This window comes from Streptomyces sp. NPDC088387 (assembly GCF_044753385.1).
Lineage (GTDB): Bacteria > Actinomycetota > Actinomycetes > Streptomycetales > Streptomycetaceae > Streptomyces.
Window position 1 is genome coordinate 177,826 of the sequence record NZ_JBIVNC010000013.1, and the last position, 14,939, is coordinate 192,764.

8 protein-coding genes are annotated in these 14,939 nt (G+C 71.9%); 4 read left to right on the top strand and 4 right to left on the bottom strand.

From position 1 onward, the window contains the following. Positions 1–7: 7 nt before the first annotated feature. Positions 8–517, bottom strand: coding sequence for an Lrp/AsnC family transcriptional regulator (locus tag ACIQAC_RS30610; protein ID WP_402196605.1), 510 nt, complete (start codon positions 515–517; stop codon positions 8–10). A gap of 105 nt (positions 518–622) precedes the next feature. On the opposite strand from ACIQAC_RS30610, the gene ACIQAC_RS30615 reads away from it, so the two are divergent. Beyond that, positions 623–1,936: an APC family permease gene (locus tag ACIQAC_RS30615; protein WP_402196607.1), complete on the top strand. Its 1,314-nt coding sequence runs from the start codon at positions 623–625 to the stop codon at positions 1,934–1,936. Positions 1,937–2,014: 78 nt separating this feature from the next. On the opposite strand, the gene ACIQAC_RS30620 is transcribed toward ACIQAC_RS30615, so the two are convergent. Continuing rightward, a complete protein-coding gene (locus tag ACIQAC_RS30620; RefSeq protein ID WP_402196610.1) occupies positions 2,015–4,096 on the bottom strand; it encodes an NPCBM/NEW2 domain-containing protein in 2,082 nt (693 codons plus the stop codon). A gap of 387 nt (positions 4,097–4,483) precedes the next feature. On the opposite strand from ACIQAC_RS30620, the gene ACIQAC_RS30625 reads away from it, so the two are divergent. After that, complete coding sequence (locus ACIQAC_RS30625) at positions 4,484–4,816, top strand: hypothetical protein (RefSeq protein ID WP_402196613.1); 333 nt, start codon at positions 4,484–4,486, stop codon at positions 4,814–4,816. A gap of 123 nt (positions 4,817–4,939) precedes the next feature. Continuing rightward, positions 4,940–5,446 (top strand): SRPBCC family protein, encoded by a 507-nt coding sequence (locus tag ACIQAC_RS30630; protein WP_402196615.1) that lies wholly within the window; start codon positions 4,940–4,942, stop codon positions 5,444–5,446. A 236-nt stretch (positions 5,447–5,682) separates the two neighbouring features. Here the strand turns inward: ACIQAC_RS30630 and ACIQAC_RS30635 are convergent, their stop codons facing one another. Both ACIQAC_RS30635 and ACIQAC_RS30640 read right to left on the bottom strand, forming a co-directional pair. Further along, positions 5,683–5,811, bottom strand: coding sequence for a hypothetical protein (locus ACIQAC_RS30635; RefSeq protein WP_402196617.1), 129 nt, complete (start codon positions 5,809–5,811; stop codon positions 5,683–5,685). Between the two features lie 53 nt (positions 5,812–5,864). Beyond that, positions 5,865–7,085, bottom strand: coding sequence for a metallophosphoesterase (locus ACIQAC_RS30640; RefSeq protein WP_402196619.1), 1,221 nt, complete (start codon positions 7,083–7,085; stop codon positions 5,865–5,867). A gap of 648 nt (positions 7,086–7,733) precedes the next feature. On the opposite strand from ACIQAC_RS30640, the gene ACIQAC_RS30645 reads away from it, so the two are divergent. Then, entirely contained in the window at positions 7,734–14,939 is a 7,206-nt protein-coding gene (locus ACIQAC_RS30645; protein WP_402196620.1) for an SDR family NAD(P)-dependent oxidoreductase, read from the top strand.

The window sequence follows — 14,939 nt, forward strand, 5'->3', positions numbered from 1 at the left end:
CCCCGGGTCAGCCGCTCGTCCGTGGCGATCTGCGCCGGTTCGGCCAGTCGTCCAGGGGCATCGGCCCCCGGGTCAGCACCGTCCGGATCGCGAACGTGGTCCGGGCGTCGATGACCCGGGGAATGGCGAGGATGTGGTCCAGCAGCACCTCTTCGTAGGCACTCAGGTCAGGGAGGACCGCCTCCAGGAAGAAGTCCGCTTCGCCCGACACGACATGGCAGGCGACCACTGCGGGGATCGCCTTCAGCGCGTCCTCCACGGACTGTGATGTCTCGCGCGAGTGGCGCTCCACCTTGAGGGCGACGAACACCGTCAGTCCCAGGCCGAGGCTCCGCTGGTCGAGCTCCGCCCGGTATCCGGCGATGAGTCCCGCTTCCTCCAGCGCCTTCGTGCGCCGTAGACAGGCGGAGGGTGACAGGCCCACGGCGTCGGCCAGTTCGTTGTTCGGGGTGCGGCCGAAGCGCTGGAGATGCTCCAGAATCAGGCGGTCCACCCGGTCGTACTGCGGTGATGGCATAAAATGCAGCATAGATCGTGCATCGCGGCACCGGGTTGTGTGCGAGAAGGGTTTGGTGCGCAACAGAGCAAGCGCATGCGCCGTCATATGCATCATTCTGCGGTCATGCACGTCACCAGGCCTTCCGTGCCGTCCCCGCTCACCCACCACTCGCCGGAGCCCCCGCAGTCGGCGCCGCTGACCGCTCCGCGGGCCACCGCCCTGTACGTGGGCGCGCTGCTCGGTCCCAGTCTGCTGCTGCTTCCCGGGCTGGCCGCCCAGAAGGCGGGAGCCGCAGCGCTGCTCGCGTGGGCCACGCTGCTGGTGCTGTCCGCGCTGCTCGCGTTCGTCTTCAGCCGGCTGGGCACCTCCGTCGGATCGCGGGCGGGCGTGGCCGGTTATGCCGCCGCCGGACTCGGCCCCGTCCTGGGGAGGGCTACCGGCTGGGCCTTCCTGCTCGGTGTGATCACGGGAGTCCCCGTCGTCTGCCTGATCGGTGGCCAGTACGTGGCAGCCGTCGTCGCCGAGCCCGCGTACGGGCCCGCGTTCGCCGGCGCGCTGCTCGTGGTTGTGCTGTTCCTTCGCCTGTTCGGCGCGAACAGCGGCGCCCGGCTTCAACTCCTTTTGATGGGGCTCCTGTTGGCCTTTCTGGTTGTCGCCATCTGCGCTAGTGCGGGCTCCGCGCGCGCCGACAACTGGCGTCCCTTCCTCAGTCACGGGTGGTCCGGAGTGGTGGGTGCGGCCGGGCATCTGATGATGGCCTTCGTGGGCTGGGAGGCGGCGGCGCCCCTGACCGCGCGCCTGAGCAACGCACGGCGGCAACTGCCGCGGGTCATCCTCGCCGCCTTCGGCATCACGTCCGTCGTCTACCTCGCCCTCGCCGCCGTCCTCCAGGCGGTGCTGGGAGCGGGGGCGGCGACCGTCACACCCCTGGCGGCCCTGCTGGAGGTCGCGGTGGGCCCGGCGGGGCCCTGGCTGGCGGCGGTCATCGCGCTGTTGCTGACCCTGGGGGTCACCAACGCCTATCTGGCCAGTGCGGCCGCCACCGCGCAGCACCTGATGCAGGGTGGCCGGCAGACGCGGCAGACGCGGCAGTCCGGTATGTCGCGCGTCCTGCTCACCGTGAGTGTGGCCGCCTTCGGTGCCCTGCTGCTGGGGCTGTCCGCGGTGGGCATCGTGGATCTCTCGCTGCTGGTCGCGCTGCCGACGGCGTTCTTCCTGCTGGTCTATCTCGTGTGCTGTGCCGCGGCGGGGCGCCTTCTCGCTCGCGGTGCGCGTATGGCGGCGATCGTGGCGACGGTGACGACGGGTGGGTTGCTGGTGGCGGCCGGAACGGTCTCGCTCCTGGCCTTGGTCGCGGTCGCGGTGGTGACCGTGGTGCCGGGGCCGAGGGCTGGTTCGAGGGCGAGTTCGAGGTCGAGGGCGAAGCGCCGGGCTTGAGCGGGCCATGAACGCCCGCCCCATCGGCCACGACCGGCCGCACCCGGGTGAGGTAGTGCCCGGGTGCGGCCGGATCGTTCAGCAGGTGGCGTTCAGACCGGCCCAGTTGGCGCGGTCGTTGTAGCCGCCGTCGCCGCCGTCGCCGACCACCAGGTCGAGGACCCGGACGCCGGTCACGTCGACGTCGGCCTGGCGGGCGTCGTCGCGGCCGAGCACACCGCTGTCGAACAGCACCTTGCCGTCACCGACGATCTGGAAGGTGGATGTGCCGCCCTCCGGGCCGACATCACGCACGGCGTCGTCGATGCCGACGGTGGTGGCGAGCCGGGTGCAGCGGTCGCCGAGGTAGTAGCGGATCGCGGAGGGCGAGGCGACGCCGACACCGGTCGGGTGCACCTGCCCGAGCATGCTGATCGGCGTCCAGCCGCCGACACTCCGGTCCACCGTCGGACTCATCCACCCGCTGGTGGCGCTGATCCAGTCGTGGTGCGACAGGACGACGTCGCCGTCCGGCGGCGCCGGTGCCACCACGAGCGCCGTGGCCGTCTCCTGGCTCAACCGTCCCTTTCCGGGCACCTCGTACGAGGTGGTGGCGGTCAGTGTGCCGTTGCCGGGCGCGGCCGTGGCCGGCAGGGTCACGGTGAAGGCCAGGGTGACGGAGCTCCTGGGCTTCAGCACCTTCGGCGCCTTGCCGAGCGGACGGGCCGTCCAGCCCGAGGGCGCCGCCAGTGCGACCCGCGGTGCGAGGACCGGGCGCGCACTGTCGTTGCGGACGGAGACCTCGACCCGGGCCTGGTCGCCGCCGGCGACGACCGGGGCGACCCCGGTCTGCACGGCGTCGCCACCGACCTTGGTCACCTGCGGCAGACCGGCGACCACGTGCGGAACGCCCGGCTTGCCCGTCGCACGGGAGACCCGGAACAGGGCCGTGCCGTGGGCCGGGACGGCGGCGCTGATGGTGCCGGCGCTCTCGGTGACCCGGTCGGTCCAGGCGTTCTTCAGGGTGAACCGGTCCCCGGACAGCCCGACCGAACGGGCCGTGGTGGTCAGCGTCGCCGGGGTGTCGCCCCGGTTCAGCAGCACAACGGCCCGGTCGCCGTTGGCCAGCCGCTTGACCCAGGTCTCGGTGGTGCCGGCGGGGCCGACACGGACTGCCTGGACGCCGGCACGGTCCTGGTTGATCGCGAGGACGTCGCGGTCCTGGAGGATGTCGAGCGAGGTCCGGCTGAGCTTACGGACGTCGCTGCCGATCACCAGCGGCGCCGCCGCCACGGACCAGAGCGTCATCTGCGTACGGAACTCCTCGTCGGACATGCCCAGTTCGGGTCCGAGGTAGTCGGGGTCGTTGAAGTGACCCGGTCCGGCGACCTCGGGGTGCCGCGCGTTGGCGTCGTAGTTGCGCAGCACGTCCTTGTACTTGATCTCGCCGATGAAGCCGACGTCCGTGTACGTCCGCCACGACTGCGCGATGCCGGGCGCGTACGACCAGGAGTGCGTCGACTGCTGCTCCTCCGGGTAGTTGCCCCAGTCCGGAGACGTCACCGGGTTGCACAGGTTGAAGATCATGGGGCGCTTGCTCGCGTTGTTCCGCAGCGCCTTCGCGAACTCGGTGTAGACGGTCTTCGGGTCGAGGTCCGCGGCGATCCCGCAGAGGTAGTCCACCTTGACCGCGTCGAACTTCCAGGCGGCGAACTGGTCCGCGTCCCGCTGGTAGTAACCATGGCTGCCGAGGCCGCACTTGCCCGGAATGTACGGACCGGCGTCGGTGTAGATGCCGGCCTTGAGCCCCTTGGAATGGATGTAGTCGACCAGCGGCTTCAGCCCGTTCGGGAACTGCGCGGGGTTGGGCGTCAGGTCGCCCGCCTCGCTGCGCGGGGTCGGCGCGGCCCAGTTGCCGTCGATCCAGACGTACTCGTAACCGGACTTGTGCAGACCGCTGCTGACCAGGAAGTCGGCCGTCGACCTGATCTCCGCATCGGTCGGATCGCCGCCCAGCGCGTAGTAGGTGTTCCAGCCCATGTACGGCGTCGGGCTCAGCACCTGCTGGGGTGCCGACGGCGCGCCGGCGGTTCTCTCGGGCGGGGAGACGGCCTGAGCGGGCGCCTGTGTGGCCAGCAGGCCGGCCACAAGCGCCAGGAGGACGGTGAGATGTCGTTTCACATCGGATCCTTCGTTGTCCGATCAGGCGTGCCGAACCGCCCGGTCGTGCGTCCGAGGCAACACCGCCCAGCGGAAGATGCGGCAGTCGTCCCCAGGACCAGTCAGCGCCCGCTCGCCTACGGGTTGGTTGCCAGGATCTTGCAGCCGCCATCGGCGCGCGTCAACAATAATTACTAAATTAAGAGTTAGGGCAGGGTGGGCGGGTGGTGAGGGACAGGTCTTCTTGACGCCCGCTGTGGCCGCCAGGTCCGCGAGATCGGGTCACGGGATGGCCAATCCGGTGGGCTCGCAGGTTCGGATTCCTCATGTGACCGGTTCTTCGAGTGACCGGTTGCCCCACGTGTGCGTGTGCGTGTCCGTGTTCGCGGGCGAGGAGAGGAGGAGCACATGTCGGCGCTCTTCCGTGTGCGGATCCTCGCCGTTTCGGGCACTCAGGTGTGGTGCGCGGCGGAGGGCCGGCTCACCGCGATCACGAGTGGTGTGTTGCGGGCGGAGCTTACGGCGCGGTGCGGTGCGGCGACGGTCGTGGTGCTCGACCTGCGGCAACTGCGCCTGGCCGTGGACGACTATCTGCCACGCCCCCCATGGCCGGACGGCCCGCACACGATCCATCTGCTCGCCCCGGGCCGGCTTCGCTCGCACACCCCCGACGACCGGCGTCTTCGCTGGCACACCGACGTCGACGCCGCCTGGCGGGCCTGGTCGGTGCCGTCCCCCTGAACCCTTCTTCGTCGGTCCTGCTCTTCGGCCGCACCTGGCCGCATGCCATGATTCCTACTCGGCAGTAATATTCGGTCGGTAATGTTCGGCAGCGATGTGATGTTCCCGGCAGGAGGCGGCGTAATGACCCGAGTGTTCACGGTGAGCGACAGCATTGTCATCGGCCTCTCGCCCGACACCGTGTACCGGGCCCTGAGCCGCCCCGGGGACATGGGCCGGTGGAGCCCGGAGAACCTGGGTACGGCGGAGGGCCCGGACGGGGACGCCACGCTGGGTACCACCTTCATCGGCCGGAACCGGCGGGGAAGGGCCCGCTGGGTCACCCGCTGCACGGTCACGGCCGCCGACCCGGGTCGCCGTTTCGCCTTCCGCGTCCACGCCATCGGGCGCAACCGCCCGCGTCTGCGCTGCCCGATCGCCACCTGGGAGTACCGCTTCGAGCCGGTCGGCGACGGCACCCGGGTCACCGAGAGCTGGACCGACGACCGACGCGCCTGGCCCACATTCGTGGCCGACACCTTCGACCGGCTCGTCACCCCGGGCCGGACCTTCGCCGACTTCCAGGTCCGCAACATCGCCAAGACCCTGCGCAACCTCAAGCGAGAGCTGGAACAGGACCACGCCAAGTGAGCGCCCTCCGGGTGCCGTGAAGAGGGAAGCGGCCCTACTGTCCCCGGCACGCCGACACCTTGCCGAGCCCCGTCACGACCGCCCGGATCGTGGGTGTGCGGTACAGCTCGCGCAGGCGGAGGGTGGGCAGGCCGGCGGCTTGCATGGCCGTGCCCGATCCTGCTGGCGTCTAGGGCGCCTCGTCGTCACCAAGCCGCGGCGCGGCCCGCCCGCAGCGAGCGGACCGCGCCGGACTGCTACTTGTAGGCGCCGGCCACGATGGCCACCGTCACGGTGTCACCGTCGCCGGCGACCGCCGTCCCGGCGCCCACGAACGCGATGGCGACACCGGCCGCGATGGCGGCGAAACGCACGAGTCTGGTCATGACTGCCTCCCCTTGGTTGGAACCCGTAACGCTACCCTCCGTGCCGCTCTGTGCTACTTCGAGGCGGGCTGCTCCGCGGAGCGCAGCACCAGCAGGGTGATCTCGCTGGGGGCGAAGACGCGGAACGGCGGGCCCCAGAAGCCGGTGCCCCGGCTGGTGTAGAGACGGGTGCGGGTCCCGTGGTGGGTCAGGCCGGCGACCGTCGGCTGGTCGATGCGGACCAGATAGTGGAAGGGCCAGATCTGGCCGCCGTGGGTGTGGCCCGAGAGTTGGAGGTCGATGCCGGCGGCCGCCGCCCGGTCGACGAACTTGGGCTGGTGTGCCAGGAGCAGTACGGGCAGGTCGGGGTCGGCGCCGTTCAGCGCTCCGGCGAGGTGGGCGCGGTGACCGGCCAGGCCGGAGGACTCGGCGGTGACGTCGTCCACACCGGCGACCACCAGTGTGTCGCCGCCCCGCTCCACCAGCACATGGCGGTTGCGCAGCGGCTCCCAGCCCAGCTCGTCCATCAGGTCGACCCAGCCCTGGGCCTCGCTGTAGTACTCGTGGTTCCCCGTGACGTACACACGGGCCCGAGTCGCTCGGACGCTGCCGAGCGGGGTGGCCTGGGCCCGTCGGCGAGCGGCCGTGCCGTCCGCGATGTCACCGGTGTGGCAGACCACGTCGGCCTCAAGGGTGTTCACCGTCTCGCACACCCGTGCCGACCAGCGGGCGCGGTCGAGGGGGCCGTAGTGGGTGTCGGTGATGAGCACAACGCGCAGGCCGTCCAGCCCGGCTCCCAGGCGCGGAAGTTGGACGTCGAGGCTGCGCACACGGGGCACACGCCGGGCTTCTGCGTACCCCCAGGCGAGCAGTGCGGCGGACACGCCGAGCACGGCCCACGTGACGATGCGCGCCCGGTCCTCACCCTCGCCGACGCCGGCCACGGTGAGGGCGAGACGCAGGAGGACGCCGAGCAGCACGGACCACGTGAACAACACCCAGCTGATCCCCAGCAGGCTGTCCCCGAGGACCGCCGCCCGGTCCTGCTGGCGCCGACCGTGACCGCGCGCCATCGCGAGCGGCATCACCACAAGGCCGACGACGAACAGAGCCGTGCCGACGACGGTGACGAGCGCCGGCCAGTCCTGGCCGCCGTACAGAAGCACCCAGCACGGCACGGCCCACAGCAGGACCGGCGCGATCATGGGGAGGTAGCGCATCAGGCGATGCAGCAGACTGCGCCGCGGCGCTTTCGCCTCGCTGTCGGCAGGGCGCGTGCTACTGGTGTCGGTCATGCTCCCCCTCCTTGACCAGGGTGCTTTCTCGCGCACTGTATCCGGTCGCCCCCGGCCGCCGGACGTCACGCTCAGGGGCCGGGCTTTGGGCCGTGTCCGCGAAACGGTCGTCTGCCCCAAGAGTAATTCGGGACTTTGCGGACATGGCCGGGCCCTCGGGGCACTCCGGGCGGTGTCGACGCACCCCGACGCGAATGGGCGTCCAGTTGAATTGGAAGTACCTGTGCAGCACCGGTGGCGCGAATTTGCAAGACTGAATTCGGTAACCCGCCACGTGTCCGTCCCGACACGCAGAATTAACACGGACCTGGCCTCCGACCGGGGTGTTTCAAGGGCATGAGGCGAGGGTGAATAGACATACCCCAGGCGGGAAATTGACCTGATTTCCGCCGTTTGGGATGCCGGCCTCCACTGACTCGATCTATGCGATGCCCAGCTCAGGTGCGACGCCGATGTTGACCCGCCGGTAACCGTCCTATAGCTTCGACCCTGTTTTCCGGGCGAATAAAGGCATGTCCCCGCGCCTATTCGTCGCTCTTCAGACGGTACCCCCACCGCTCAGTTTCACCGTTTATTCGGAGAATCATGACGTCTGTCGCCTGCCCTGAAGAACTTGTCATCGGAATCACCCCCTTCCATGAACCCGACGTGCGACTCGCCGCGGCCGTCACCCGGGCCGGCGGGCTGGGGACACTCGACCTCGGAACGGGCGACCGGCGGGCCCGGGAGGCCCTGGCCCGGCTGTGCCGCTGGGTCGGCGGACCGGTCGGGGTGCGGATCGGGGCGGACTGCCGGATCACCCCCGGTGACCTGCCGACCGACCGCCCCCTCACCGTCGTACTGGCCTCCGACTCCCCGTGGCGGATCGCCGACGTTCCCGGTGAACACCGGGTTCTCGCCGAGGTCACCAGCCTGGACCAGGCCTTGGAGGCGACCCGTGGGGGAGCCCACGGTCTGATCGCCCGCGGCAACGAGAGCGGTGGCCGGGTCGGTGAACTGAGCACCTTCGTCCTGCTCCAGCATCTGCTGGCCGACCCCACCGTGGACCTGCCGGTCTGGGCGTGCGGCGGTATCGGGCCGCACACCGCGGCGGCCGCCGTCGCGGGCGGCGCGGTGGGGGTGGTGCTGGACAGTCAGCTCGCGCTGCTGGCGGAGTCGTCCGTGCCGGAGGCGGTCGCGGTGTCGCTCCGCTCCATGGACGGCTCGGAGACCATCGTGCGGTCGGGCCACCGCTTCCTCAAGCCTCCGAAGGGGCGTGGGGAGGAGCCCGCGCGGGGGCGGGAGGAACCCCGTGTCCGGTCCCGGACAGTGGGCCGTGAGCCCCTCGCCGTCGGCCAGGACGGTTTTCTGGCCGCCCGGTTCGCGGACCGCCGGCACGACGTGGCGGGTGTGATCCGGGCGGTGACCAACGCCGTGCGCGAGGCCCTGGGCACGGCCGCGCCGGGTGACCGACTGGGCGGCCCGCGGAGCACTACCACTCGCGGCGCCGCGGCGGGCAGCGCCACTTCCGGCGCCGCGCCGGGCACGACCATTTCCGGCGCCGCGCCGGGCGGCACCACTTCCGGTGCTGCGCCGGACAAGACCACTTCCGGCGCCGCGCCGGGCGGCACCACTTCCGGTGCTGCGCCGGACAAGACCACTTCCGGCGCTGCGCCGGACACTGCCACTTCGGGCGACGTGCCGAGCACTGCCACCCCTAAGGCGACCACTTCCGGCGCCGCGCCCCGCACCCCCGCTCCAGGCGATTCCCTCCGCCCCGGTTCCCCCATGAGCCGTGCGCTCGGAACCCGACTCCCCATCGCCCAGGGCCCGATGACCCGCGTCAGCGACCAGGCCCGGTTCGCGGCGGCGGTCGCCGACGACGGCGCCCTCCCCTTCGTCGCCCTGGCGCTGGCGAACGCCGAGCAGACCCGCGCCCTGCTCACGGAGACCCGCACCGCCCTCGCCGACCGCCCCTGGGGCGTCGGGGTCCTCGGATTCGCACCCGAGGAAACCAGGACCGCCCAGCTGGAAGCCGTCCACGCGTTACGCCCGACCCACGTGATCATCGCCGGGGGCCGTCCCTCGCAGGCCAGGGCGCTGGAGGCGGCCGGCATCCGCACCTTCCTCCATGTGCCCTCGCCGGGCCTGCTGCGGCAGTTCCTGGACGCGGGAGTGCGCCGCTTCGTCTTCGAGGGCTCGGAGTGCGGTGGCCATGTGGGACCCCGCAACAGCTTCCCGCTCTGGGAGGCGCAGCTCGCGGTGCTGGAGGACTTCCCGGACATCGAGGGCCTGGAGGTGTTCTTCGCGGGCGGTGTGCACGACGAGCGGTCGGCCGCGATGGTCGCCGCGCTCACCGCCCCGCTCACCGCGCGCGGCGCGGCCGTTGGTGTCCTGATGGGCACGGCCTACCTGTTCACCGCGGAGGCGGTGGAGTGCGGGGCGATCCAGCCGCTCTTCCAGGACCAGGTCGTACGGGCGACCAGGACCACGCTGCTGGAGACCGCGCCGGGCCACGCCACCCGTTGTGTGCCGAGCCCCTTCAGTGACGGCTTCCGGGACTTCGAGGCGGATCTGCGGCAGCGTGGTGTGCCCGAGCGGCAGATCTGGGAGGAGCTGGAGCGGCTCAACGTGGGCCGACTGCGCGTGGCCAGCAAGGGCGTCGAGCGGGACACGGCCGGAGCGCGGGTCGCCGTGAGCGAGCAACGCCAGCTCGCCGAGGGGATGTTCATGGCCGGGCAGGTGGCCGTGCTGCGCTCGGAGACCACCACCGTGGCCGAGCTGCACCGCTCGGTGACGGACGGCGCCGCCGAGTTCCTCGCCGACCGCGTCACGCAACTCGCCTCCCCCGAAACCGACATGACCCAGGACACCGCGCCCGCACCACTCGACATCGCTGTCATCGGCATGGCGTGTATGTTCCCGCACGCCCCCGACCTCGCCTCGTTCTGGGCGAACGTCCTCGGCGGTCACGACGCGGTCGGCGAGGTCCCGGCCGACCGCTGGGACCCGGCCGTGCACTGGTCCGAGAACGGCGACGGGGCCACCACCTCGAAGTGGGGCGGCTTCCTCCCGCGCATCCCCTTCGACCCACTGTCCTACGGCATCCCGCCGGCCTCCCTCGGCAGCATCGAGCCGGTGCAGCTGCTGGCCCTCGAAGCCGCCCGGCGCGCTCTCGGCGACGCCGGATACGGCGAGCGGGGAAGGGAGTTCGACCGCGCCCGCACCTCCGTCGTCTTCGGCGCGGAGGCCGGCAGCGACCTGTCCAACGCCACCACCCTGCGTGCCGTACTCCCGTCGTACTACGGCACGGTCCCCGACGGTCTCGCGGACCAGCTCCCCGACCTCACCGAGGACTCCTTCCCGGGCATGCTCGCCAACGTCATCTCCGGCCGGATCGCCAACCGGCTCGACCTCGGCGGCGCCAACTACACGGTCGACGCGGCCTGCGCGTCCTCGCTGGCCGCGCTCGACGTCGCCTGCAAGGAACTCGTCGGCGGCACCAGCGACACCGTCCTGTGCGGGGGAGCCGACCTGCACAACGGCATCAACGACTACGTCCTCTTCTCCTCCGTGCACGCCCTCTCCCCGACCGGCCGCTCCCGCGCCTTCGACAACTCGGCCGACGGCATCGCGCTCGGCGAGGGAGTCGCCTGTGTCGTCCTGAAGCGCCTCGCGGACGCCGAACGCGACGGCGACCGGATCTACGGCGTCATCAAGGGAGTCGGCAGCTCCAGCGACGGACGCTCACTGGGCCTGACGGCACCCCGGCCGGAAGGCCAGCGGACCGCACTGGAGCGGGCGTACCGCAACGCCGGCGTCTCACCGGCCGAGGTGGGCCTCGTCGAGGCGCACGGCACCGGCACGGTCGTGGGCGACCGTACCGAACTCTCCATCCTGAGTGCCGTGTTCACCGAAGCCGGTGCCGACGTCGGCAGCTGCGCCCTCGGCTCGGTCAAATCGCAGATCGGGCACACCAAGTGCGCCGCGGGCCTCGCGGGCCTGATCAAGACCGTGCTGTCCCTGCACACCGGCGTCAAGCCACCCACCCTGCACATGCGGCAGCCGAACGCGGCCTGGAAGGAGGACACCAGCCCCTTCGTCTTCCACTCCCAGGCCCGCCCCTGGGCGGCCCCGGCAGCGGAACGCGTCGCGGGCCTCAGCGCGTTCGGCTTCGGCGGCACCAACTTCCACGCCGTGGTCAGCGCCTACGGCGAATCCGTGCCGCCCGCGCAGACGCTGGACGCCTGGCCGGCCGAACTCCTCACCTTCCGGGGCGCGGACCTCACCGGTGCCCGACGGGGCATCGAGGCCGTACTGAAGGCGGCCGAGTCCTCCGGCACGGACGGCCATCTGCCCTGGCGCCTGCGCGACCTCGCACTCGCCGCGTCACGGCGCTCGGACGCCCGGCACGAACCGGTCCAGGTGGCCGTCGTGGCCACAAGCGCGGACGGCCTCGCCGGACAACTGCGCCGGGCGCTGGCGGGCGAACACGATCCGGCGGCCGGAATCCACCTGGCGCAGGGCACGGAGGAAGGCAAGGTCGCCTTCCTCTTCCCCGGTCAGGGCAGCCAGCGGCCCGGCATGTTCGCCGACGTCTTCGTCGCGTTCCCCGAGCTTCAGCACTATCTGCACCTCGGCCGCGAACACACCACCACGCTCTACCCGCCGGCCGCCTTCGACGACGCCGCGCGCGGCCGTCACCGGGCCGCCCTCACCGACACCCGGGCCGCCCAGCCGGCCCTCGGCATCACCTCCCTCGCCGCCCACACCCTGCTCACCACGGCGGGCGTACGGCCGGACATGGCGGCCGGGCACAGCTACGGCGAGCTGGCGGCCCTGTGCGCGGCCGGTGCCATCGAACCGGAGACGCTGCTGGAGCTGAGTACCGAGCGGGCCGCCGCGATCCTGGCGGCGACCGGCGGCGGCGACCCGGGAAGCATGGCCGCGGTGTCGGCCGGAGCCGCCGACGTGGCCCGCGCCCTGCGCGAGGGCGGCGCCCCCGAATCGGTGGTCCTGGCCAACCACAACTCGCCCGCGCAGACGGTGATCTCCGGCCCCACGGAGGACATCTCCACCGCCGTCCGACTCCTGCGCGAGGCCGGTCTCGGCGCCAAACGCATCAACGTGGCCTGCGCCTTCCACAGCCCGCTTGTCGCGAGCGCCGGCGACCGGTTCGCGCAGGTCCTCACGGAACACCGTGTCCACGGACCCGAGTTCCCGGTGTGGTCCAACCGCACAGCCGCCCCGTACGGCGAGGACGCCGACGCGGTGCGCACGGAACTCGCCGCCCAGATCGGCGCACCGGTCCGCTTCACCGCCCAGATCGAGGCCATGTACGAGGCGGGCGCGAGGACCTTCGTCGAAGCCGGCCCCGGAACCGTGCTGACCCGGCTGGTCGCCGAGATCCTCGGCGACCGCCCGCACCGCACCGTGGCCTGCGAGCCGCGCCCGGACAGCGGCCTGCGCGGCTGGCTCGACGCCCTGGCCCGGCTGGCCGTCTCGGGGCTGCCGGTGCGTACCGGATGGATGTTCCACGGGCGTGACGCCGTCGACGCGGCCGGCACACCCGCGCCCCGGCGCCCTGGCTGGACGGTCGACGGACACCTGGTCCGCACCGCCGCCGGAGACCTCCTTCCCGGTGCCCTCGCACCGGCCCGACGCGTTGTGGAGACAACTGTGGCGACGAACCAGCAGGGCGGCGCCCCGGTCAACCGGGACGAACTCATCGCGGAATTCCTGCGCACCAGCCGGGAGATGGTCTCGGCACAGCGTGATGTGCTGCTGGCGTACCTGGGCGGCCCTGCGGCCGGACAGTGGGTCCCGGTCCAGGCGCCGGTTCCCGCCGATATCGAGTCACCGGCGGCCCTTCCCGCCGCCGATCCACGGCCGTCGACCGTGCCTGCCTCTCAAACGCCGTTGCCCCAGCGGGAGTTGGTGCCCGCTCCCGAACCGGTCGCGGAGACCGACGTACTCGGTGTCGTCCTGCAAATCATCAGCGAACGCACCGGCTATCCCGTCGACATGATCGAACCCGACCTCGACCTGGAGGCCGACCTCAGCATCGACTCCATCAAGAGAGCCGAGATCGCCGGCGAACTGGCCAAGCGGCTGGGCATCGGAGCCGGCGCCGAGCTCACCGCGATGGACGACGCGGAGCTGGAGGAGCTGGCGAAGGCCCGCACGGCGGCCTCGGTCACCGGCTGGCTCACGGCGAGACTGAGCGGGCCACCGGCCGATGCGGTGCCGCCGGAGCCCGCGAACACCGTGGCGGAGGCCGCTGCGACGGCGACGGCTGCGACGGCGACCGTCATGGCGGCGAACGGCAAGGCGGCGAACGGCAAGGCACCGAACGGCTTCCGGCCGGAACCCGTACCCGTGGCGGACGCGACCGGCGTGGCACCCAAACGCTTCCGGCTCGAACCCGTGCTCCTGGCGCCACAGGACCCGGCCGACCCGGCCGCCGCCCTCACCGGCCGACGTTTTGTGCTGCTCGGCGACGACGACTCCGGTACGGCGGCGCGCGAGGTCGCGGCCCGCCTCACCGCGCACGGTGCCGAGACGGTGACCGTCTCCGCCGACCACCTCCTCACCGAGGCGGACGGCCGGGTCGACGGGGTGCTGTTCCTCGACCCCCTCGCGACCACCCGCCCGCCGGTCCTGCCGGACGCGTTCCCCGTGCTGAAGGCAGCCCTGGCCCGCGCCCCGCACCGCCTGCTCGCCGTCCGGCCGGCCGACGGGGACACCCCGAACCTGCGCTCGGCCGGACTGCACGGCCTGTTCCGTACGGTCGCGCGCGAGTACCCGGAGACGGCCGCGCGGATCGTCGACATCACCACCACCACACCCACCGCGGTCGCCGACGCGCTGCTCGCCGAACTGGCCTCGGCCGACACGGCCCCCGTCGTCCTGCACACCGGGACCGGCCGGCACAGCCCGGAGCTGACCGAGAGACCGCTCGGCGCACTCGCCACAGCGGGCGCCGGACCGGCCGGTGACGGCGCCGCCGAGGCCGCCGCACTCGGCCTGGACCGCGACTCGGTGGTCCTGCTGGTCGGCGGCGCCCGCGGAATCACCGCGAAGTTCGCGCTCGCCCTGGCGTCGGCAGCCCGCTGCCGAATCGAACTGCTCGGCCGCACACCCGCCCCCGACGGCCCCGAGGACCCGGCGACGGCCGCCGCGCGCACCCCCGCCGAACTCCGCGCGGCACTCGCCGCACAAGGTGGCCGCACCCCCGCCGACATCAACCGCGCCGCCGAACTCCTCCTGGCCCAGCGGGAGATCACCGCCACCCTGACGGAACTCGAAGCACTCGGCAGCCGGGCCCGCTACCAGTCGGTCGACTTCCGCGAGCCGGAATCCGCACTACAGGTCGTCAAGGAGATACACGCCGAGCACGGCAGGCTCGACGGCGTCGTCTACGCGGCCGGCGTGATCGAGGACCGGCTCATCGCCGAGAAGTCCACCGAGTCCTTCCAGCGGGTCTACGAGACGAAGACGACCGGTGCCGGGACCCTGCTCGCGGCACTGGAGGAACTACCTGCCGCACCCTCCTTCGCCGTCCTGTTCGGCAGTGTCTCCGCCGTCCTCGGCAACCGCGGTCAGGTCGACTACGCCGCCGCCAACGACGCCCTGGAGAGCCTCGGCGCCGCATGGAGCGCCCGCACCGGCCGGCGCGCGCTGACCGTGCACTGGGGACCGTGGGCACCCACCGGCGCCCACCACGGCATGGTCACCCCGGAGCTGGGTCGCGAGTACGCCCGCCGGGGGATAGGACTGATCGACCCGGAGGAGGGCACCGCGGCGCTGCTGCGCGAGCTCGCCTGGGGCGACGACTCGGACGGATCCGTCGTCTACACCGCGTCGGGCTGGTGA